Origin of the sequence: Neorhizobium sp. T25_13, assembly GCF_002968675.1 — a bacterium.
Taxonomy (GTDB): Bacteria; Pseudomonadota; Alphaproteobacteria; order Rhizobiales; family Rhizobiaceae; genus Neorhizobium; species Neorhizobium tomejilense.
In genome coordinates this window covers 650,510-671,278 of record NZ_PVBI01000002.1, presented here as the reverse complement: position 1 = coordinate 671,278, position 20,769 = coordinate 650,510, and the positions used below count along the sequence as shown (strand labels likewise).

The window sequence follows — 20,769 nt, the reverse complement described above, 5'->3', positions numbered from 1 at the left end:
CCCCCCTATCCTTCCACCCCTCCATCCCCTAAACATCCCCTCACATCCAAACGGGGAACGACTCATCCATGCGCATGCCGGCCATCGTTCTTGGACTGCTGTTTTCCCTGCTGGCTGCGGCCGGCGCCGAGGCGCGGGTCTACAAGTCGCCGCAGGCGCTGATCAAATCGCTTTATGCCGACACGATCGACCCCGCCGAGGACGATGCGCCCTCGCCCTATTCCGCCTATTTTTCCGATGCGCTCAACGAGAGCCTGACGGCGAATGGCGAGGCGGTGGATTTCGATCCGATCCTTGCCGGGCAGGATGGCGTCGCCAGCAATATCCAGCTTTCCCCGCCGATCGTCTTCGACAACACGGCGGAGCTGGAAGTGTCGTTCCGCAACGGCAAGCGCTCGGCGACGCTCTTCTACACGCTGGTGCGCGAAAATGGCGGCTGGAAGGTGGACGACATCGCCGACCAGTCCGGCGACGAACCCTGGAGCCTTCGCGACCTGCTGGGGCAGTAGGGGGCGTTTTTTACGCGGCCAGCCCCTCGCCCTCCCTCACTCCTGTCCTTGTATCAGGAAACCAGCGGCGCCGCGCCGGTGGTGCAGGGCCGCGTATGCCGCACCGCCTCCCGGCCCTTCGCTTTGGCTCAGGGCGTTCGACGCTCAAAACGCTCCACTGGAGCGTTTTGCCGGCCGCAGGCCGTCGCCTCTCACCCTACAAACGCCCGTTCGATGACGAACTCGCCGGGTTTGTTGTTGGAGCCTTCGACCAGACCGGCCTTTTCGAGCAGGTCCTTGGTGTCCTTCAGCATCGCGGTCGAGCCGCAGATCATGCCGCGGTCGACGGCCGGGTCGAGCGCCGGGACGCCGAGATCGGTGAACAGTTTGCCGCTCTCGATCAGGTCGGTGATGCGGCCGCGATATTTGAAATCCTCGCGGGTCACGGTCGGGTAATGCTTGAGCTTGTCCCCGACGATCTCGTGCAGGAACTCGTGGTTGTTGATCTCGTGCACCAGGTCGAAACCGTATTTCAGCTCGGCGACGTCGCGGCAGGTATGGGTGAGGATGACCTCGTCGAACTTTTCGTAGGTCTCGGGGTCGCGGATCAGGCTGGCGAAGGGCGCGATGCCGGTGCCGGTCGAGAACATGTAGAGCCGCTTGCCGGGCGTCAGCGCATCGAGCACCAGCGTGCCGGTCGGCTTCTTGCGCATCAGCACCGTGTCGCCCGGCTTGATCGCCTGCAGGTGCGAGGTCAGCGGACCGTCCGGCACCTTGATCGAGAAGAACTCCAGTTCCTCGTCCCAGGCCGGGCTGGCAATCGAATAGGCGCGGTAGACCGGCTTGTCACCGACCATCAGCCCGATCATCGCGAACTCGCCCGAACGGAAGCGGAAACCGGCCGGCCGCGTCATGCGGAAGCGGAACAGGCGGTCGGTATAATGCTCGACGGCGAGCACCGTCTCGGCATAAACGCCGTCCGGAATCTTTGCCTGAACCTGGGCCACTGCGAATTCTTCCGTCTTTGCTGGAGCGTTCATGCCTATCGGTCTCTTCGTCTCGTCGTTCTTCGCAAAAGCGAAATATACCATCTGGTCCCGCATTTGAAGGCATCCGCGTGCCTTTGTCGCGGGCCTTTCAGAAAATATGTGCGGGAAATTCACCTTTCGGCCGGTCGTTCCCCGGCCTCAGGCCGTCACGGTGTGGCGCCGCCAGCTGTAGCCCTCGCCCTTTTCGGCGTGGCGGGCCGTCGGCTGGTAATGCTCGGCAATGCCCGGCAGCCGGCCCTCCTCGAGCCGCTTCAGCGCCGTGGCGTTCTTCACCGAAAAGCTGTCGATGCCACAGCGCAGCATCAGGGGCACCTGGTCGATCAGCACGTCGCCGACCGCGCGCAGCTCGTTCCTGTAGCCGAGCCGGTCACGCAGCAGCGAGGCATGCGAAAAGGCGCGGCCGTCGTTGAAGGCCGGGAAATCCACCGCGACGATCTCGATGCGGTAGAGATAGGGCTCGAGCTTGCGCACGTCGTCCGCCGGGCGGATCAGCACGCCGAGGCCGACATCGTTGCTCTCCTCGGCCCGGGCGATCATCTCGTCGAGCGGCAGCAGCACCTTCTGGTCCTCGGTCGCCTTCACCTCCTCGGTCTCGATCACCCAGGGGTCGTTTTCGACGAAGCCGGTTTCTCTCCAGAGTCTGGTCATTTACGCAGCCTCCGCCTTGGCATCGCCATAGAGCGCTTCCTTGAAAGGCTGCGGCCCGACACGGCGATAGGCTTCGAGGAAGGTCTCCTCCTTCGAGGTACGGAGGCCGAGATAGGTGTCGACGATCGTCTCCACCGCGTCGGTCACCTTGTTCGGCTCGAAACCGCGGCCGATGATCTCGCCGATCGAGGTGTTCTCGTCGCCGGAACCGCCGAGCGTGATCTGATAGAGCTCGGCACCCTTCTTCTCGACGCCCAGCAGGCCGATATGGCCGACATGGTGATGGCCGCAGGCATTGATGCAGCCGGAAATTTTTATCTTGAGCTCGCCGATCTCGGCCTGGCGCTCCGGCGACCCGAAGCGGGTGGAGATCTCCTGCGACAGCGGGATCGAACGGGCGTTCGCCAGCGCGCAGTAGTCCAAGCCCGGACAGGCGATGATGTCGGTGATCAGCCCGGCATTGGCGGTCGCGAGATTGTGGGCCACCAGCGCCCGATAGAGCGGCTCGAGATCGGCCAGCGCCACATGCGGCAGGATGACGTTCTGCTCGTGGCTGATGCGGATCTCGTCGAAGGCGAATTCTTCCGCCAGATCGGCGATGGCGTCCATCTGCACGTCGGAGGCGTCGCCCGGAATGCCGCCGATCGGCTTCAGGGAAATGGTCACCATGCCGTAGTCGGGATGTTTGTGCGGCTTGACGTTCTGGTCGACCCAGCGGGCGAAATTCTCGTCGGTCTTTTTCCAGCCGGCAAGCTGCGGCCAGCCTTCCGCGCGGTCGGGAAGAGCCGGCGGCGCGAAATAGGCGGCGATCGCCTGGATGTCCTTCTCCGGCAGCTTCAGCTCGGTGCCCTGCAGATGGGAGAATTCCTCCTCCACCTGCCTGGCCAGTTCCTCGGCACCGGTTTCGTGGACGAGGATCTTGATGCGCGCCTTGTACTTGTTGTCGCGGCGGCCGTGCAGATTGTACACGCGCATGATCGCGGTCGTGTAGGAGAGGAGGTCCTCCTCGGGGAGGAAATCCTTGATCTTCTTGGCGATCATCGGGGTACGGCCCTGCCCGCCGCCGACATAGACCGCAAAACCGATCTGACCATCCTCGCTCTTCTTCAGGTGCAGGCCGATGTCATGCACCTGGATCGCGGCGCGGTCGCGCTCGGCGCCGGTGACGGCGATCTTGAATTTGCGCGGCAGATACGAGAATTCCGGGTGGACCGACGACCACTGGCGCAGGATCTCGGCGTAAGGGCGTGGATCGGCGACTTCATCGGCGGCAGCACCGGCGAAATGGTCGGCGGTGACGTTGCGGATGCAATTGCCCGAGGTCTGCAGCGCGTGCATCTCCACGCTTGCTAGCTCGGCCAGGATATCAGGCGTGTCGGAGAGTTTCGGCCAGTTGTACTGGATGTTCTGGCGGGTGGTGAAATGCCCGTAACCGCGGTCGTATTTGCGGGCGATATGGGCGAGCATCCGCATCTGCTTGCCGTTCAGCGTCCCGTAGGGGATCGCGACGCGCAACATATAGGCGTGAAGCTGGAGGTAGACCCCGTTCATCAGGCGCAGCGGCTTGAACGCATCTTCGGCCAGCTCACCGGCGAGGCGGCGGCCGACCTGATCGCGGAACTGCTCCACGCGGCTCGAAACAAAAGCGTGGTCGAATTCGTCGTAACGGTACATGACTTCCTCAAACTGCGATGAAGGCCGGATCGGCGGGGCGGTAGCCGGCAGCATATTCCATGGTCGGGCCCTGGGCACGAATACGTTCGCGAAGACGCAGCGGCCAGAGCTTGCCGTCCTGCTCCTGCACGTCGATGACGGCGACGTCAACAACCAGGTTCTGCGCAAAATCGCGCTTGCCGATCGCTTCCAGCGAGGCCACGGCCTCTGGATGGCGCGCGACGATCGCGTCCTGCAGGTTTTCCACCCACTGGCCGTTCGCGTCGAGCCAGACGGCGATGCCATCGGAAAGGCGGTTGGCGGTCAAAACCTTGTCGGTCATTTTGTCTGTTCCATTTCCTCGCGAACCGGAATCTTACCATAGGAAAGCGGTTCGGACTTTTCGAAATTCGCACCGGCGACGGCTTCGCCGATGATCACCATGACCGGGCCGGAAAGATCGTCGCGCGCTTCCAGGTCCGGCAGCTCGCGAAGAACGCCGTGGAAGAGCCGGCGGTCGGCGCGGCTGGCATTTTCGATCACCGCGACGGTGGTTTCCGGGGCAAGGCCGGCGCCCATCAGCCGTTCGGCGACGGAGGCGGCAACCGTGCGGCCCATATAGACGGCGATCGTCGCGCCGGAAATCGCAAGGCTCGCCCAGTCGGGCAGAACGTCGCCGGTGAGGTCATGGCCGGTGGTGAAGATCAGCGACGAGGCAACGCCGCGCAGCGTCAGCGGCAGTTCGAAATCGGCGGCTGCGGCAAAGGCGGAGGTGATGCCTGGTACGATCTCGTAAGTCACACCGGCGTCGCGGAGTGCGGCCATTTCCTCGCCGGCGCGGCCATAGACCAGCGGATCGCCGGACTTGAGGCGGACGACGCGCTTGCCTTCGCGGCCGAGCCTGACCAGCAGCCTGTTGATTTCGTCTTGAGATTTCGAATGGCAGTTCTTGCGCTTGCCGACCGACAGGCGCTCGGCATCGCGGCGGCCCATGTCGACGATCGCCTGCGGCACCAGCGCGTCAAAGACGATCGCGTCGGCTTCCATCAGCACGCGCTGGGCACGCAGCGTCAAAAGATCCTCGGCGCCCGGGCCGGCGCCGACCAGCCAGACATGGCCCGCGGCGCGACCGGTGGTCGACAGCAGCGCATTGGCCGAACGGCGGGCGGTGGCGATATCGTTGGCATCGACGGCGCTTGCGACATCGGCCGAGAAGAAGCGGCGCCAGAAGATCCGGCGCGATACGCCGCGGGGCACCAAACGTTCGGCGGCATCGCGATATTCCGCGGCGAGACGGGCGAGAACGCCGAGCGATGGCGACAGCATCTGGTCGATGCGGGCGCGGATCATCTGGGCGAGAACCGGTCCTGCACCTTCCGTGCCGATGGCAATCGCCACCGGCGCGCGATTGACGAGAGCCGGCGTATAAAAATCGCAGAAATCGGGCTGATCCACCGCGTTGGCCGGGACCTTTTCGGCGCGGGCGGCAGTGGCGATCGCACGATCCAGGGCGGCGTCGCCGGTTGCGGCGAACACCAGCACCGCGCCCTTGATCTGATCTGCGAGCTGATCCGGCGAAAAATCCGAATGAACGGTTTCAATACCCTGAGCGGCGAGCCAGTCGGCATAGTCCTCAGCCGGCGCGGAGGCGCAAGCGACGATGTCCGCATCGGTGTTGCGCAGCAGCCGGACCTTGGCATAGGCTTCGTCACCATTGCCGAACACGACAACGCTCCGTCCGCTGACGCGGAAGAAAGCCGGAAAGACCGACAGGCGTTGTTGGCTTGGAGACATGCGGGTATCCTGAATCATATGACAGCAATATCCACAATAAGACGGCGGAATTGAAGGAATGGATATGCGAAGTGGATTGGGAGCCGGTATTTCTGTTTTACGATCAACCGGTTCTTGAGCAAAAGCCACCGCAGACGATATTTCTCCAGTATTTCTGTAGACTACAGTGTTTTTTTGCCCCGATCTTTTCGTTCCGCGCCATAAACTGCCTAGACACCTTGCAATAAAGAGTTCCCATGACAATCGCCGCCCGCCTTCTCGACGTCATCGAAAACGACATTCTGCCCCTGACGGAAAAGGGCGTCGCCACCGGCAACAAGGTTTTCGGCGCGGCGATCCTCAAGAAATCCGATCTGTCACTGGTGATTGCCGAAACCAACAATGAGCTCGAAAATCCGCTGTGGCACGGTGAAGTGCACACGCTGAAGCGCTTTTACGAAACTACACGAGATCTTCCCACCAAGGACCTGATTTTCCTGTCGACTCACGAACCCTGCACGATGTGCATGTCGGCGATCACTTGGGCCGGTTTCGACAATTTCTATTATTTTTTCAGCCATGAGGATTCGCGCGACGCCTTCGCCATCCCCCATGACCTGAAGATCCTCAAAGAGGTTTTCGGCCTGGAGCCCGGCGGTTACCGGCGCAACAATGCCTTCTGGCATTCCTACGCAATTGCCGATCTGGTCGAGAGCGAAGGCGAGCCGCTCCGTGCCGGTCTCAAGACCCAGACCAGCCGGATCAAAGCCCGATATGACGGGCTTTCCGGCGTCTACCAGTCCGGCAAGGACAAAAACACCATTCCGCTCGCCTGACATCCGGCATTGAAGGACAAGATGATGGAAGCATCGAAGGATATTTCGCGGCTGATCGAGATCATGGCGGCGCTCAGGACACCCGTCACCGGCTGCCCCTGGGACCTCGAACAGAATTTTTCGACCATCAAGCCCTATACGATCGAGGAGGCCTATGAGGTCGCCGATGCGATCGAGCGCAACGACATGGACGATCTCTGCGAGGAGCTGGGCGACTTGCTGCTACAGGTGGTCTTCCACGCCCGCATGGCCGAAGAAGCCGGCGAATTCTCTTTCGGCGACGTCGTCCAGGCGATCACCAAAAAGATGATCCGCCGGCATCCGCATGTCTTCGCCGTCTCGGATGCGGCAACTCCGGACGCGGTAAAAGTGCAGTGGGACGACATCAAGACGGAGGAGAAGCGCGAGCGGGCCGAGCGGCGGGCGCGTCGCGGTATTACCGAGGATTTCAAGCTCGGATACCTCGGAAGCGTCCACCGCGCCCAACCGGCGCTGACCGAGGCGCTGAAACTGCAGCAGCGGGCGGCAAAGGTCGGCTTTGATTGGTCGGCAGCCGAACCGATCCTCGACAAGATCGAGGAGGAGATTGGGGAACTGCGCGAAGCTCTGCGCGACGGAAACCATGACAAGGTCACCGACGAACTCGGCGATCTCATCTTCGCGCTGGTCAATATCGGCCGGCATGTGAAAGCCGATCCGGAAGAGGCGCTTCGCGGCACGAATACAAAATTCAGGCGACGGTTCAATTATATAGAAACATCTCTTCAACAATCGAATGAGACGCTGGAAGCTGCCACGCTGGAACGCATGGAAGAACTCTGGCAGGCCGCCAAGGCGATCGAACGGAAGCTCGGCTGACGGTCCCGCCCGACCTCTTGATCGCCGCAGCAAGGAGATTACCTACATCCCGATCATATCAGATCGGGACAGTGACATGCAGGAGCAAAGCAATCGGCTCGGCCTGCGAACGGCCAAAATCACCGCACTCTTCATGGCCTTCCTGGCAATCTTGATATTCGCTTGCGCGGGCACATTGGACTACTGGCAGGCCTGGCTCTACCTGGCGAACTTCACCGCCTGGACGATCGGGACCGGCTGGTATGTGGTGACGCACAGCCCCGAGCTTGCGGAGAAACGGCTGAGCGCCGGGCCGGGTTCGGAAACGCTGCCCGCGCAGAAGCGCATCCAGGCTTATAACAGCGTGGTAATGCTGACGCTCTACGTGGTCTCCGCTCTGGATTACCGCTTCTCATGGTCGTCCACGCCGGTTGTACTCGTCATCGTCGGAAACATCCTGACCGCTCTCGGATTTGCGGGCTGTCTCGCCGTCTTCCGGCAGAACTCCTATGCCTCGGCGACCGTGGGCGTCCAGCCCAGCCAGAGCGTCGTCTCCGACGGCCTCTACGGTCTTGTGAGACATCCGATGTACAGTTCCGCCATGTTTCTTTTCTCAGGCGCCCCGCTTGCGCTCGGATCGCTCTGGGGACTGCTACTCGTGCCGCCTATCGTCGGAGGGCTGGTCGCCCGGTTGATCGACGAGGAAAGGCATCTGCGGGCCGAGTTGCAGGGTTATGCCGCCTATTGCGAGCGCGTCAGATACAGGCTGATCCCGGGGATCTATTAGGCCGCTATCTGCGGCTCCCTACGCTGTTCGGCCGGCGGCGACGACTTTCTCCATGCGGTTCTGGAAGAGACGGTTGAGCGCCGTTCGGGAGGGTTTTTCCACCAGGTAGAAGCTGGCGAGTGCGGCCAGCAGGGCGGCGAGGATCAGCAACGGGGTCGGTGCCGCGCCCTCGCGGTAAAGCTTGTAGAAGGGCTGCTGCCACAGATAGAGCGAATAGGACCACAGTCCGGCATAGGTGAGCACCTTCGCCGACAGCACCTTGCGGAAGACCGGCGCCGCGCTGTCGATCGTGGTGATCGACAGTGCCAGCATGGCGGTCGACAGGCCGAAGGAGAGGACGTGAAACGGCATCCCCTTCGCCACGACCGCAACCAGCAGCGCCAGCGGCGAGACCCACCAGGGAGCCTGGCGGTTGCGCAGGAATAGCCAGAGGCCGCCGGCGATGAATATGCCTGCCACGGAGACGTCGCTGCGCCAGTGGGTATAGAGAACGCTTGCGCCGAGTTCCGTGCGAATGAGGCCATTCAGCATGGCCGCAGCGCCGAGTGCGACGATCAGAGCCCCGACCGGAAACAGTCTGCGGCGCGACAGGAAGGCGACGCCCGCCAGAAGAACATAGGCATGTTCTTCGACGCATAGCGACCACAGGTGATCGAGCAACGCCACCGGATGGGTAAAGACCATGGCGTAGTTGATCGTGAACGTCAGCGCCAGCAATGCCGCGACGGGGCCGTGCGAAATCTCGGTGCCCTGGAAGGCAAGGGTCGTGATGACGACGAACGCGAAGAGGGCCGGATAAATTCGCGAGAAACGCCTGAAAAAGAAGGTCGGCAGTTCCGCCCGCTTGACGAACAGAATTTCCGACATCAACCGCCCGGACAGAACGAAAAACAGGTCCACCCCGAAGGTACTGACGCCGGGCCAGAAATCATCGATCCAGAAATGGCCCACTATCACGAAGAGTACCGCAATACCTCTCCACCCATCCAGGTAGTCCAGGTGTGCTCCGGTCTCTTCCTTCGGTGGATTTTGTATCATCGCGAAACCCGTTTTTGCTGGCCCGCGGATGATAATACCGCAAGAATCGTGGCCGTCCTCGTCGGCTCATGTTGCACCGCAAAAAACCGGCAACATCATGACGCTGCCGGCGGTTGCCGAAGTTGCGCGCAGCGCGCTCCTATCGTTCCCAGTCTTCCTTGTCCGGTTTCAGGCCGTTGCCGAGCTTGCGCTCCAGTTCGGCGGCCTCGGCCTCGGACATGCGGACATCCAGTGTGACGGAGCCGTCCTCGTTGTCCTCGCGGCCGTCGACGACGGAATTGCTGTAGACCCAGGAGACGAGGCCTAGCTTTTCCGGCGGGATGGTGATCGAGGTTTCGGTGAGAACGCCGGAAAGGCGTTTCGAGATCTCGTCCATCAGGGGCTCGACGCCCTCGCCCGTGATCGCCGAGACCGCCATGACGTTCTCGCGGCCGACGGCGCGTTCGGCGATCGCCTCATGGGCTTCCGGGTCGAGCTGGTCGATCTTGTTCCAGACCTCGATGATGCGGGCTGCCGCTTCCTTCTCGTCGATGCCGAGATCGGCAAGGATGCGCATGACGTCGCCGGCCTGGGCGGCATTATCCGGATCGGACATGTCGCGCACATGCAGGACGAGATCGGCTTCCAGCACCTCTTCCAGCGTGGCGCGGAAGGCGGCGACCAGATGGGTCGGCAGGTCGGAGATGAAGCCGACCGTATCGGAGAGGATCACCGTGCGCCCATGCGGCAGCTTCATGCGGCGCAGCGTCGGATCGAGCGTCGCAAACAGCATGTCCTCGGCAAGCACGCCGGCGCCGGTGATGCGGTTGAACAGTGTCGACTTGCCGGCATTGGTATAACCGACCAACGCCACGATCGGGTGCGGCACCTTGCGGCGCTTGGCGCGGTGAAGCTGGCGGGTGCGCACGACCTGTTCGAGCTCGCGCTCCAGCTTGACGATGCGTTCCTGAAGCAGCCGGCGGTCGGCCTCGATCTGGGTTTCGCCAGGGCCGCCCATGAAACCGGCGCCACCGCGCTGGCGTTCAAGGTGGGTCCAGCTGCGGACCAGGCGGCCCTTCTGGTAATTGAGATGCGCCAGATCGACCTGCAGCGTGCCTTCCTTGGTGGAAGCGCGGCGACCGAAGATTTCGAGGATCAGGCCGGTCCGGTCGATGACCTTGGCCTGCCATTCCTTTTCGAGATTGCGCTGCTGCACCGGGGTCAGCGGATGATCGACGATGACGAGGCCGGCATCGTGCTCATCGAGCAGCGCCTTGATTTCCTCTATCTTGCCGCTGCCCATCAGCGTTCCCGGGCGCGGCTGGCTGATCGGTACGATCAACCCCTGCACGATCTCCAGGTCGATTGCCCTGGCAAGGCCGATTGCCTCTTCGAGGCGGGCCTCGTTGGAGCGCTGCGGCGCGGGTGCCTGGCTAGAGTCGCCCTGCCCCGCCTTCGAGCGTGCCTGCTTGAGGACCGGCACGATGACGAGTGCGCGCATATCGTCCCGGCGCTTTTCAGCCTCCGGGACCATGGATTCTTTAGACGTATCGCGATTTGAAATCTGTTCTGTCCTGTTAGGCCGCATTCTCTTCGGTTTCGAACATCTGCATGGGCTGGCCCGGCATGATAGTCGAGATCGCGTGCTTATACACGAGCTGAGAGTGGCCGTCACGGCGAAGCAGGACGCAGAAGTTGTCGAAAGAGGTCACGACACCTGTCAGCTTGACCCCGTTGATCAGGAAAATCGTCAGGGAAATCTTCTGCTTGCGAACGGTATTAAGAAATAAATCCTGCAGGTTCTGAGAACGTTCCGCCATAGCGCCGCTTCTTTCTTTTTTGCCGGCCAATAAGCCGGGATCATGATCAAGCTTGATAAGAGGCGACCGGAAAGCGCCCCGTGCTTCCCTTCCCCGATGTTTGACTATCAAATCGTCGTCTTTTCCGCAACGTCGAAAAAGGTGTCGCGTATACTTGACGATACGGTGCCCGGATGGCCATTGGCCACCGGCTTGTTGTCGATTTCGACGATCGGCACGCAGATCCCGGTGGCGGAGGTGAAAAACACCTCGCGCGCCGCCAGCATCTCTTCCGTCTTGAACTCGCGCTCGACCACCTTGAGCCCGAGCTTTTTGGCGACATCGATGAGGGTCGTGCGGGTGATTCCCTTGAGAATGCCGTGTTCGGCCGGCCGGGTAACCAGCTCGCCATCCCGCGTGACGATCCAGACGTTCGAAGAGGCACCTTCCATGACGATGCCGGAACGGTCGATGAAGATGGCGTCCTGAGCGCCGGCCTCCTTCGCCTGCTGCTTGGCAAGCACGTTCGGCAAGAGGCCGACCGTCTTGATGTCGACGCGGTCCCAGCGGTTCTCAGGCAGGGTGATGACCTTGATACCGCTGGCATATTTTTTGGCGGCGGCCGAGGGATCGGTGCTCTTGGCGGTGATCGTGATGGTCGGCGGCGTGCCCTCGGACGGGAAGTAGTGGTCGCGGCGGGCGGCACCGCGGGTTACCTGCAGATAGAAGATGCCGTTCTTCACCCGGTTGCGGCGGAGAACTTCTCGGATGACGAAGGTGAGCGCCGCGCGGCCCATCGGCGCGGCCATCCTCAGTTCACCCAGCGACCGGTCGAGGCGGTTGAGGTGGCGGGTCAGGTCGACGATCATGCCGTGACGCACTTCGCAGACCTCGTAGACGCCGTCTGCGAACTGGAAGCCGCGATCCTCCACATGCACCGCGGCGTCGGAATGGCGAACATATTGTCCGTTCACATAGGCAATTCTCGACATCGATGTCCCCTGCTCTTTTCGGAAATGCTGGTCAGAAATACTGGATGGAAACGCGGAAAAGCTGCTCCACATGGCGCACGGCTTCGGCGGTGGCAAAGAGCACGACCCGGTCGCGCGCCTTGATCTTGGTATCGCCGTTGGGGCGGATGACGGCCTCGCCGCGGTAGATCGCGCCGACACGGATGCCGTCCGGAAGGTCGAGCTCGCGGAACGGCCGGCCGACCAGCGGCGAGGTTTCCAGCGCCTCGGCCTCGATAATCTCGGCAGCGCCGTTCTGCACCGCATAGACGGAACGGATGCGGCCCTTGCGGACGTGCTGCAGCACGCGCGAGATCGTCACCGCACGCGGATTGATCTGCGCATCGATGCCGAGCGCGTCGGTGACCTGATGGAACGAGGTGGAGTTGATCAGCACCAGGTTCGACTTGCAGCCGAGCGATTTCGCCAGGACCGCGCCGAGGATGTTGATCTGGTCGCTGTTGGTGAGGGTTATCATCAGGTCGGTATCCTGGATATCGGCCTGGGTGAGGATGTTCTGGTCGAGCGCCGAACCGTGCAGCACGATCGTATTGCGCAGCTGCTCGGAGACGATCAGCGCCCGCTCGCGGTCGCTCTCTATGATTTTCAGCCGCGTCCTCGGCTGGTGTTCCTCGATGGTTCGGGCAACGTAATATCCGATATTGCCGCCGCCGGCGATGATGATGCGGCGGGCCTCCTGCTCCTCGTGGCCGAACAGGCCGAGCGTGCGGCGGATGTGTTCGCGCTGGCAGATGACATAGGCGAGATCGCCTACTTCGAGCTCATCGGCGGAGCGGGCAACGGTCAGGACGCCGCCCCGGACGATGCCGACCACGGTTGCCATCAGGTCCGGAAAGAGATCGGAGAGCTGGTGCAGGGGCGTGGCGACCACCGGGCAGTCCTCCATGCACTCGATCGCCACCATGGTGATGTGATCGTCGGCGAACTTTACGACATCGGTGGCGCCGGGAAAGGAAATGCGCCGCAGCACCATCTTGCCGACCTCGATTTCCGGCGAGATCGTCACGTCGATCGACATGTTCTGGCGGCTGAAGAGGTCGGCATATTCCGGCTTCAGATAGCTCTGGGCGCGGATGCGGGCGATCTTGGTGGGCACGGAAAACAGGGCGTGCGCGACTTCGCAGGCAACGATGTTGACCTCGTCATAGAGGGTCACCGCGATGATCATGTCGGCGTCTTTGGCGCCCGCCTTTTCCAGCACGTCCGGATGAGCGCCGTGGCCGACGTAACCCTTGACGTCGAGCGTCTCGGTGATCGCAGCGATCAGCGTCGCCGAGGTATCGATGACGGAGACGTCATTGTCCTCCTGGGCGAGCCGCTCGGCAATGCCGTAGCCCACCTGTCCCGCGCCGCAGATGATCACCTTCATATGTCAAACACCGAGCGATTTGAGCTTGCGGTGGAGTGCCGAGCGCTCCATGCCGACGAATTCCGCGGTGCGGGAAATGTTGCCTCCGAAACGGTTGATCTGGGCGATCAGGTAGTCGCGCTCGAACATTTCGCGGGCCTCGCGCAGCGGCAGCGTCATGATGTGGTAGTCGCCCTTGGCGGAAACCTTCGGCAACATGTCGCCGAGATCGGTCGGCAGCATGTCGGCGGAAATCGGCGAATCCGGACCGTCGGAACGGGCGAGGATCATCAACCGTTCGATATTGTTGCGCAGCTGACGGATATTGCCCGGCCAGTCATGGGCCTGGAGGACGGCCATGGCATCCTCGCCGATCTTGCGGGGGCGGATGCCGGCCTGTTCGGAGATCTGGCGCATGAACATGTCGACCAGGAAAGGAATGTCCTCGCGACGCTCGGCCAGCGCCGGCACCTTGACCGGCACGACGGCGAGACGATGGTACAGATCCTCACGGAACGAACCGTCGGCGATCAGGCTTTCGAGATTGTAGGCGGTCGAGGAAATGATGCGGACATCGACCTTGACGCGCTTCGAACCGCCGACGCGCTCGAACTGTTGATCCACAAGCACACGAAGGATCTTGTTCTGCGTCTCGCGCGGCATTTCGCCGACTTCGTCGAGATAGAGGATACCGCGATGCGCCTCCTCCAGTGCGCCGATCTTGCGCGCCTGGCCCGGAGCACCTTCCGTGCCGAACAGTGCCATCTCCATGCGATCGGGCGTGATCGTCGCAGCGTTCAGCGCCACGAACGGACCGGTCACACGAGACGACCGCTTGTGGATCATCCGCGCCACCAGTTCCTTGCCGGAGCCGGAGGGGCCGAGGATCATCACGCGGCTGTTGGTGGGCGCGACCTTCTCGATCGTCTGGCGAAGCTGCGAGACGGCAACCGACGTGCCGACCAGCTCGGCGGCGTCGCCGGTGCGCTTCTTGAGTTCGGTCACCTCGCGCTTCAGCTTGGAGTTTTCGAGCGCCCGCTCGGCGATCAGGATCAGCCGGTCGGCCTTGAACGGTTTTTCGATGAAGTCGAAGGCGCCGCGCTTGATCGCCGAAACAGCGGTCTCGACATTGCCATGACCGGAGATCATCACCACGGGCAAATCGGGGTGGCGGCTCTTGACTTCGTCGAGCAGCGCCAGGCCGTCGAGCCTGGAGCCCTGCATCCAGATATCCAGGAAAACCAGCCGCGGCACGCGATCAGATATCGCTGCCAGCGCGCTGTCGCTGTCGTGGGCCGTGCGGGTTTCATGGCCCTCATCGGACAAAATACCTGAAACGATATCGCGGATATCCGCCTCGTCATCTACGACCAGAATATCAGACGCCATAAGCCAATTCCTTGTTATTATCCGTTCCCGGCACCGCCACCTGTTCCAGATGTGGCAGCAGCACCCTGATCATGGCGCCCTTGCCATGATCGAAATCGGCGGGAGCATCGTGCAGTTCGAGCTGCCCGCCGTGTTCTTCAATGATCTTCTTGACGATGGCGAGCCCCAGACCCGTGCCCTTGTCGCGCATGGTCATGTAGGGCTCGAGGATGCGGTGCCGGTTTTCGGTCGGCAGGCCGCTGCCATTGTCGATGATATCGACCACATAGGTGTCGCGCTCCGCGTCGTAGACCGAGCGCACCTTGACCTTCCGACCATCGCGCTCCTGATCGCTCGGCACCGCCTCGATCGCCTCGACGGCGTTCTTGATAAGGTTGCCGAAGGCCTGGCCAAGCATGCGCGCATCGAACATGCCCTTCAGCGGCTCGTCGCCAAGCTCGCGGATGAAATCCACATGGGTCGTGCCCATCTCGCGCAGGAAGATCGCGTCGCGCAGGATATCGCGCAGATCGGCCTCTTCCTTGGCGGGTTTCGGCATGCGGGCAAAGGAGGAGAATTCATCGACCATGCGGCCGATATCGCCGACCTGGCGCACGATGGTATCGGTGCACTGGTCGAAGACGGCGCGGTCGTCCTCGGCGATCTGCTTGCCGTAGCGACGCTTGAGGCGCTCGGCCGAAAGCTGGATCGGGGTGAGCGGGTTCTTGATCTCGTGGGCGATGCGGCGGGCGACGTCCGCCCAAGCGGTCGAGCGCTGGGCGATGACGAGATCGGTGATGTCGTCGAGCGTCACCACATAGCTGTCGTGCGCGGCGCGCTGTTCCTCGCGGGTGACCTGAACCGACAGCGTCCGCTCCTTGCCGCCGCGGATCAGGTTCACCTGCTTACGGAACTCGCCGCGGGCTCTGGTGCGCGCTTCGGTGAGGACGTGGTCAATCTCGGGCGCGACATCCTCAAGCTTTTCGCCCATCAGCTGTTCGGCGGGAACGCCGAGGAAATGCTCCGCCGACGGATTGACGATGGTAATGCGGCGATCTTCCTCGACGCCGATGACGGCGGCGGTGACGCCGGACAGCACCGCCTCGATGAACCGGCGGCGGTCGTCGACTTCATCCTTGGCCTCGAGGATCTCGTCGCGCTGGCTGCGGATCTCCGAAATCATCTTGTTGAACGTGCGCGACAGGCTGCCGACGTCGCCGTCGGCGGCGCGCACCGGCACGACGACATTGAGATTGCCGGTCGCCACGCTGTCGGCGGCGCTGATCAGCAGCCGGATCGGCCGGACGATGCGGTCGGCGACCGCGATCGCCGTCCAGATCGCCGCGAGCAGCACGATCAGCGCGAAACCGAGATAGAGCACCGCAAAGGCGATCTGCAGCGATGTGCGGCCGGCTTCCATCGCCTGGTATTCGGCGGTGTTCTCCTCCATCAGCCGCATCGCCGAGATGACCTTCGGATCGACGGCGCGGATCGTATAGAGATAGGAGCCCGGGATGGCGTCGAGCTTGATGACGGCGCCGACGAGGTTGGTGACGCCTGGCGGGATCAGCGTCGGCTGGCCGGCGGCCGCCGTCTTCAGCGCATCCTCCGGGATCGCCGGCAGCGGCTTTTCCGTCTTGATGTCGGCCTGGACGATCGCCTGCCCGTCTTCGCGCACCAGGAAGGCTCCGAGCATTCCGCGACCCCGCGCCTGGCGGGTCATCAGGTCCACGAACCCCGTACGGTCGAGATAGAACATCGGCCGGTTGCGCTCGAGGTCGTTCGACATCGACACAGTCTGGCCCTGAAGATAGCTGGCATTCTCGAGCATATAGGCGCGGGCAACGTCCTGGGACGACTGCACGATCGACTGCGTCCGCAGCGAGAACCAGCGGTCAAGGCCGACATTGAGCGTGAGGCTCGCGAAGATCGCCACCAGAACCGCCGGCGTGATCGCCACGATCGAGAACAACACGACGATGCGGACATGCAGGCGGGCGGCGGCACGGCCGCGGTTGCGCGCCTTCACCAGCCGGACGATCTCGCGGGCGATCAGATACATCAGGCCGAGGATGAAAAGCGAATTCAGCGCAGCCGAGGCGATCACGACATTGGTGGTCGGGGCGATCGGCGTCAGGCCGAGCAGGATGAACAGCGTCACCGACGCGCAGATCAAGGCTCCGCCGGCGAGCAGAAGGCCGGGGAGCGCAAACGACGCGCGCCGATCCTGCACTGACACCGCTGGCTCGTCTTCGGCCATCGGCGCTGTTACGCCTTCCGTCATCGAATCCACTCCGATCCCCAAAACCCTCGCGGGAGATCGATCCAACCCGGTCAGACCGGGCGAAGCGACAGCCACTTTCCAGAAAAGGGCTGGCCTACCCCATCGACGGCCGCCACTCCGTCGAGCATTCACCAAACCCTGCGTGACCTTTAAGCAACGCAATGTGGCGAAAATGCAACGATGAGCGGAAGCTGTCAAGCAGTCGGGAACAAACTAACCATCAAGCGCCGCGAGAGCTGCGATAGACCGAGACACCCAGTTCCCGGATCTTCTTGCGAAGCGTGTTGCGGTTGAGGCCGAGGAGATCGGCTGCCTTGATCTGGTTGCCGCGGGTGGCCGTCAGCGCCGCCAGGATGAGCGGATATTCCAGCTCCGTCAGGACGCGATCGTAGAGACCCGGCGGCGGCAGGTTTTCGCCGAAGCTCGCGAAATAGCTGCGCATGTTTTCTTCCACGGCCTGCGCGATGGTGAGCGAGCCGCTGCGGGTGCCCATCTTGTCGATCGGGCTATCGGGAACATCCGAGCGCAGCTCCGATTCGATGATCTCGCGGCTGATGACCTCCTGCGGATAAAGCGCCATCAGGCGGCGAACGAGGTTTTCCAGCTCACGCACGTTGCCCGGCCAGGCATAGGCCTTCATCAGATCCAGCGCCTCGCTGTCGAAACGCTTGGCATCCAGCCCTTCCTTCTCGGCCATCTGCATGAAGTGGCGCACCAGATCCGGAATGTCCTCGGCACGGTCACGCAAGGGCGGCAGGCGCAGCGGCACGACGTTGAGGCGGTAATAAAGGTCCTCGCGGAAGAGGCCCTGGTTGATCAGGTGCTTCAAATCCTTGTTGGTGGCCGCGACGATGCGGACATCGGTGCGGATGGGCGTACGGCCGCCGACGGTCGTGTATTCGCCCTGCTGCAGGACGCGCAGAAGCCGCGTCTGGGCGTCCATCGGCATGTCGCCGATCTCGTCGAGGAAAAGGGTTCCGCCCTCGGCCTGCTCGAAGCGGCCGGTGGAGCGGTTCTGGGCGCCGGTAAACGCGCCCTTCTCATGGCCGAAAAGTTCCGATTCGATCAGGTCGCGCGGGATGGCGGCCATGTTGATCGCCACAAACGGACCGTTGCGCCGCTTGCCGTAGTCATGGAGCGCGCGGGCGACGAGTTCCTTGCCGGTGCCGGACTCACCGGTGATCATCAGCGTCAGGTCGGTCTGCATCAGACGGGCCAGGACCCGGTAGATTTCCTGCATGGCGGCAGAGCGGCCGACGAGCGGCATGCCATCCTGCATGTCGTCGTCGAGGCGGGCGGGCTTGCGCTTCGGCTCGGCGAGCGCCCGGCCGATGATGGCGATCAGCTCGGTCAGGTCGAACGGTTTCGGCAGGTAGTCGTAGGCCCCCTTTTCCGAGGCCTTGATGGCCGTCATGAAGGTGTTCTGGGCGCTCATGACGAGCACCGGGAGCTCGGGTCGCGCTTTCTTGATGCGCGGCAGAAGGTCGAAGGCGTTCTCGTCCGGCATGATCACGTCGGTGACGACGAGATCCCCCTCACCGGCCGAAATCCAGCGCCACAGGGTGGCGGCATTGGAGGTGATGCGCACTTCGTAGCCTGCCCTGGTCAAGGCCTGGTTCAGAACGGTGCGGATGGCCGCGTCGTCGTCGGCGACAAGGATCGTGGCAGTCATTTTACGTTTCCTGTGGAGTTCAAGGCGCGGCCGTCCATGGCCTCTTCCTTGTGCATGGGCATCAGAACACGGAATATCGTCCGGCGCGCCTGGCTGTCGCATTCGACGATGCCGCCATGGCCGCCGATGATCTTGGCGACCAGCGCCAAGCCCAGGCCGGAGCCGTTCGTCTTGGTGGTGATGAAGGGATCGAAAAGATGCGGCACGAGATCGGTCGGAACGCCTGGCCCATTGTCGATGACGCAGAATTCGAGCGGCAGGGAAATCTTGTCCCGGGTGCCGGCGACCGAAAGCTTGATGCCGGGGCGATAGGCGGTGGTCAGCATGATTTCGCCGTCCGGCTGGTCGCCGACGGCTTCGGCCGCATTCTTGATGAGGTTGAGGAAGACCTGCACCAGCTGGTCGCGGTTGGCAAAGACCGGCGGCAGCGACGGGTCGTACATTTCGGAGATCTTGATCTTGCGCGCAAAGCCGGCCTTGGCGACCGCCTTCACGTGATCGAGCACCGAATGGATGTTGAGGGCTATGCGATCGACCGGCCGTTCGTCGGAGAAGACTTCCATGCGATCGACCAGCGAGACGATCCGGTCGGTCTCGTCGCAGATCAGCTGGGTCAGCGCCCGGTCGTCGTCGGGAACGACGCTTTCCAGAAGCTGGGCGGCGCCGCGGATGCCCGAGAGCGGGTTCTTGATCTCGTGGGCGAGCATGGAGGCCAGACCCGTCACCGAACGGGCGGCGGCGCGATGGGTGAGCTGGCGGTCGATCTTGTCGGCCATGGACCGTTCCTGGAAGACGACGACCACCGAGCCCGGTTCGCTGACCACGGGCGCCACATAGAGATCGACCAGCTTGTCCTGGCCAAGGCGCGGCGAAGACAGGTCGACGCGGTATTCGTTGACGGGCGCTTTACGCTCGCGCACCTGGTCGATCAGGGCGAGAAGCGGGCTGCCGAACGGGATGAAGGTGGAGATCTTGTTCTTGGCGAGATGGGGAGCACTGGCGCCGAAGAAGGCCTCCGCCTCCCAGTTCGCGAACGCGACCTTGCCCACCGCATCGACCAATATCACCGGGTTCTGCACCGAGTTGAGGACAGCCATGGCGAGCGCGTTGCCAATCGTGGCATCCTGCGCCGGGGACTTGCTCATGCGGCCTCCTTCTGAGCGTCGACGGGTTGGCCGCCGAGCGCTGCAATCATCCGGCGCGAAACGTCGGCCGGGTCTTTCGAAATCATGATGGCGGCCTTTTCTGTGGCCGGCAGGTCGCCCGCGAAGCGGTCGAGATACCAGCCGAGCTGTTTTCGCGCATGGCGGAGACCGGCCTCGCGGCCGTAGAGTTCCAGCATCGCCTCGTAGTGTTCGATGACCAGATCGGCGATCTCGGCCTGCGACGGCGCGGCGTGGCCAGCAAGCCAGCCGACATGCCAGGGCCGTCCCTGGGCGCCGCGGCCGACCATGACCGCATCGGCACCGGAGCGCGCCAAGATAGCTTGAGCGTCCTCGGGCGATTCAACGTCGCCATTGGCGATCAGCGGGATGGAGATCGCGTCGCGCACCTGGCGGATCGCATCCCAGTCCGCCCTGCCCTCATAGAACTGCATGCGGGTGCGGCCGTGGATGGTCACCAGCTGGATGCCCGCCTGTTCCGCACGGCGGGCGATCTCGGGCGCATTGATGGAATTTTCGTCCCAGCCGAGCCGCATCTTCAGCGTCACCGGCACGCTGACGGCATTGACCGTCGCTTCGATCATGGAAAGCGCGTGATCCGGATCGCGCATCAGCGCCGAACCCGAATAACCGCCCGTTACCTTCTTGGCCGGACACCCCATGTTGATGTCGATGATATCGGCGCCGTTATCGGCAGCGATTTTCGCGGCTTGCGCCATCGGCTGCGCCTCGCGGCCGGCAAGCTGCACCATGTGCGGCGAGATGCCGGCGCCCTTGAGCCGCGCCCATGATTCGCCGCGGTTGAGAATGAGTTCACCGCTGGCGACCATTTCCGTCACGACGAGCCCGGCGCCATAGCGCCAGGCAAGCCGCCTGAACGGCAGATCGGTGACGCCGGACATCGGCGCCAGGACGACGCGATTGCGAATGGCGACAGGCCCGATCTGAAAAGGCTTGGCAAGATCTTGGAAACTCAAATGATGATCTTTCGGGCACATGAGATAGTTGCACTATTT

Annotated in this window: 19 protein-coding genes; 4 read left to right on the top strand and 15 right to left on the bottom strand. The window is 62.8% G+C overall.

What is annotated here, in order from left to right; translation table 11 throughout:
- Positions 1-68 precede the first annotated feature (68 nt).
- Positions 69-509, top strand: coding sequence for a DUF3828 domain-containing protein (locus tag C5J22_RS06885; RefSeq protein WP_105437629.1), 441 nt, complete (start codon positions 69-71; stop codon positions 507-509).
- Positions 510-700: 191 nt separating this feature from the next.
- On the opposite strand, the gene C5J22_RS06880 is transcribed toward C5J22_RS06885, so the two are convergent.
- The 5 genes from C5J22_RS06880 to cysG all read right to left on the bottom strand — a co-directional run bounded on the left by C5J22_RS06880 (position 701) and on the right by cysG (position 5,632).
- Entirely contained in the window at positions 701-1,528 is an 828-nt protein-coding gene (locus tag C5J22_RS06880) for a ferredoxin--NADP reductase (protein ID WP_105437675.1), read from the bottom strand.
- 147 nt (positions 1,529-1,675) lie between these two features.
- A complete protein-coding gene (locus tag C5J22_RS06875; protein WP_105437628.1) occupies positions 1,676-2,185 on the bottom strand; it encodes a DUF934 domain-containing protein in 510 nt (169 codons plus the stop codon).
- Positions 2,186-3,859, bottom strand: coding sequence for a nitrite/sulfite reductase (locus C5J22_RS06870; protein WP_105437627.1), 1,674 nt, complete (start codon positions 3,857-3,859; stop codon positions 2,186-2,188).
- A gap of 7 nt (positions 3,860-3,866) precedes the next feature.
- Positions 3,867-4,181, bottom strand: a complete 315-nt coding sequence (locus C5J22_RS06865; protein ID WP_105401274.1) for a DUF2849 domain-containing protein — start codon at positions 4,179-4,181, stop codon at positions 3,867-3,869.
- Positions 4,178-5,632 (bottom strand): siroheme synthase CysG, encoded by a 1,455-nt coding sequence (gene cysG, locus C5J22_RS06860; protein ID WP_105437674.1) that lies wholly within the window; start codon positions 5,630-5,632, stop codon positions 4,178-4,180. The genes C5J22_RS06865 and cysG overlap by 4 nt, the downstream gene beginning before the upstream one ends.
- A gap of 236 nt (positions 5,633-5,868) precedes the next feature.
- Here cysG and C5J22_RS06855 point away from each other — a divergent pair, with 236 nt between their 5' ends.
- The 3 genes from C5J22_RS06855 to C5J22_RS06845 all read left to right on the top strand — a co-directional run bounded on the left by C5J22_RS06855 (position 5,869) and on the right by C5J22_RS06845 (position 8,071).
- On the top strand, positions 5,869-6,447 hold the full coding sequence (locus C5J22_RS06855) for a deaminase (protein WP_105437626.1): 579 nt from the start codon (positions 5,869-5,871) through the stop codon (positions 6,445-6,447).
- A gap of 24 nt (positions 6,448-6,471) precedes the next feature.
- Positions 6,472-7,305, top strand: a complete 834-nt coding sequence (gene mazG / locus C5J22_RS06850) for a nucleoside triphosphate pyrophosphohydrolase (RefSeq protein ID WP_105437673.1) — start codon at positions 6,472-6,474, stop codon at positions 7,303-7,305.
- A 76-nt stretch (positions 7,306-7,381) separates the two neighbouring features.
- On the top strand, positions 7,382-8,071 hold the full coding sequence (locus C5J22_RS06845; protein ID WP_105437625.1) for an isoprenylcysteine carboxylmethyltransferase family protein: 690 nt from the start codon (positions 7,382-7,384) through the stop codon (positions 8,069-8,071).
- Positions 8,072-8,089: 18 nt separating this feature from the next.
- Here C5J22_RS06845 and C5J22_RS06840 read toward each other — a convergent pair whose 3' ends face one another.
- From C5J22_RS06840 to dusB, 10 genes are all read right to left on the bottom strand, one after another.
- Positions 8,090-9,109 (bottom strand): acyltransferase, encoded by a 1,020-nt coding sequence (locus C5J22_RS06840; RefSeq protein WP_105437624.1) that lies wholly within the window; start codon positions 9,107-9,109, stop codon positions 8,090-8,092.
- A gap of 139 nt (positions 9,110-9,248) precedes the next feature.
- Positions 9,249-10,622 carry a GTPase HflX gene (gene hflX / locus C5J22_RS06835; protein ID WP_205837160.1) on the bottom strand — a complete coding sequence of 458 codons (1,374 nt, stop codon included), beginning with the start codon at positions 10,620-10,622 and terminating at the stop codon, positions 9,249-9,251.
- 43 nt (positions 10,623-10,665) lie between these two features.
- Entirely contained in the window at positions 10,666-10,908 is a 243-nt protein-coding gene (gene hfq / locus C5J22_RS06830) for an RNA chaperone Hfq (RefSeq protein WP_007757453.1), read from the bottom strand.
- Positions 10,909-11,015: 107 nt separating this feature from the next.
- Complete coding sequence (locus C5J22_RS06825) at positions 11,016-11,879, bottom strand: D-amino-acid transaminase (protein ID WP_105437623.1); 864 nt, start codon at positions 11,877-11,879, stop codon at positions 11,016-11,018.
- A 31-nt stretch (positions 11,880-11,910) separates the two neighbouring features.
- On the bottom strand, positions 11,911-13,287 hold the full coding sequence (gene trkA, locus C5J22_RS06820) for a Trk system potassium transporter TrkA (protein ID WP_105437622.1): 1,377 nt from the start codon (positions 13,285-13,287) through the stop codon (positions 11,911-11,913).
- A gap of 3 nt (positions 13,288-13,290) precedes the next feature.
- Complete coding sequence (locus tag C5J22_RS06815) at positions 13,291-14,655, bottom strand: sigma-54 dependent transcriptional regulator (RefSeq protein ID WP_105401269.1); 1,365 nt, start codon at positions 14,653-14,655, stop codon at positions 13,291-13,293.
- Complete coding sequence (locus C5J22_RS06810) at positions 14,645-16,918, bottom strand: PAS domain-containing sensor histidine kinase (protein WP_105416317.1); 2,274 nt, start codon at positions 16,916-16,918, stop codon at positions 14,645-14,647. Before C5J22_RS06810 ends, C5J22_RS06815 begins: the two co-directional genes overlap by 11 nt.
- Before the next feature lie 220 nt (positions 16,919-17,138).
- Positions 17,139-18,590 (bottom strand): nitrogen regulation protein NR(I), encoded by a 1,452-nt coding sequence (ntrC, locus tag C5J22_RS06805; protein ID WP_037087225.1) that lies wholly within the window; start codon positions 18,588-18,590, stop codon positions 17,139-17,141.
- Entirely contained in the window at positions 18,587-19,735 is a 1,149-nt protein-coding gene (locus C5J22_RS06800; RefSeq protein ID WP_105437621.1) for a nitrogen regulation protein NR(II), read from the bottom strand. Before C5J22_RS06800 ends, ntrC begins: the two co-directional genes overlap by 4 nt.
- On the bottom strand, positions 19,732-20,751 hold the full coding sequence (gene dusB / locus C5J22_RS06795; protein WP_105437620.1) for a tRNA dihydrouridine synthase DusB: 1,020 nt from the start codon (positions 20,749-20,751) through the stop codon (positions 19,732-19,734). Before dusB ends, C5J22_RS06800 begins: the two co-directional genes overlap by 4 nt.
- Between the last annotated feature and the right edge of the window lie 18 nt (positions 20,752-20,769).

Coding starts and splice junctions, on each gene's coding strand:
- C5J22_RS06885 (WP_105437629.1), top strand. CDS start 69: ATGCGCATGCCGGCCATCGTTCTTGGACTGCTGTTTTCCCTGCTGGCT.
- C5J22_RS06880 (WP_105437675.1), bottom strand. CDS start 1,528: ATGAACGCTCCAGCAAAGACGGAAGAATTCGCAGTGGCCCAGGTTCAG.
- C5J22_RS06875 (WP_105437628.1), bottom strand. CDS start 2,185: ATGACCAGACTCTGGAGAGAAACCGGCTTCGTCGAAAACGACCCCTGG.
- C5J22_RS06870 (WP_105437627.1), bottom strand. CDS start 3,859: ATGTACCGTTACGACGAATTCGACCACGCTTTTGTTTCGAGCCGCGTG.
- C5J22_RS06865 (WP_105401274.1), bottom strand. CDS start 4,181: ATGACCGACAAGGTTTTGACCGCCAACCGCCTTTCCGATGGCATCGCC.
- cysG (WP_105437674.1), bottom strand. CDS start 5,632: ATGTCTCCAAGCCAACAACGCCTGTCGGTCTTTCCGGCTTTCTTCCGC.
- C5J22_RS06855 (WP_105437626.1), top strand. CDS start 5,869: ATGACAATCGCCGCCCGCCTTCTCGACGTCATCGAAAACGACATTCTG.
- mazG (WP_105437673.1), top strand. CDS start 6,472: ATGGAAGCATCGAAGGATATTTCGCGGCTGATCGAGATCATGGCGGCG.
- C5J22_RS06845 (WP_105437625.1), top strand. CDS start 7,382: ATGCAGGAGCAAAGCAATCGGCTCGGCCTGCGAACGGCCAAAATCACC.
- C5J22_RS06840 (WP_105437624.1), bottom strand. CDS start 9,109: ATGATACAAAATCCACCGAAGGAAGAGACCGGAGCACACCTGGACTAC.
- hflX (WP_205837160.1), bottom strand. CDS start 10,622: ATGGTCCCGGAGGCTGAAAAGCGCCGGGACGATATGCGCGCACTCGTC.
- hfq (WP_007757453.1), bottom strand. CDS start 10,908: ATGGCGGAACGTTCTCAGAACCTGCAGGATTTATTTCTTAATACCGTT.
- C5J22_RS06825 (WP_105437623.1), bottom strand. CDS start 11,879: ATGTCGAGAATTGCCTATGTGAACGGACAATATGTTCGCCATTCCGAC.
- trkA (WP_105437622.1), bottom strand. CDS start 13,287: ATGAAGGTGATCATCTGCGGCGCGGGACAGGTGGGCTACGGCATTGCC.
- C5J22_RS06815 (WP_105401269.1), bottom strand. CDS start 14,655: ATGGCGTCTGATATTCTGGTCGTAGATGACGAGGCGGATATCCGCGAT.
- C5J22_RS06810 (WP_105416317.1), bottom strand. CDS start 16,918: ATGACGGAAGGCGTAACAGCGCCGATGGCCGAAGACGAGCCAGCGGTG.
- ntrC (WP_037087225.1), bottom strand. CDS start 18,590: ATGACTGCCACGATCCTTGTCGCCGACGACGACGCGGCCATCCGCACC.
- C5J22_RS06800 (WP_105437621.1), bottom strand. CDS start 19,735: ATGAGCAAGTCCCCGGCGCAGGATGCCACGATTGGCAACGCGCTCGCC.
- dusB (WP_105437620.1), bottom strand. CDS start 20,751: ATGTGCCCGAAAGATCATCATTTGAGTTTCCAAGATCTTGCCAAGCCT.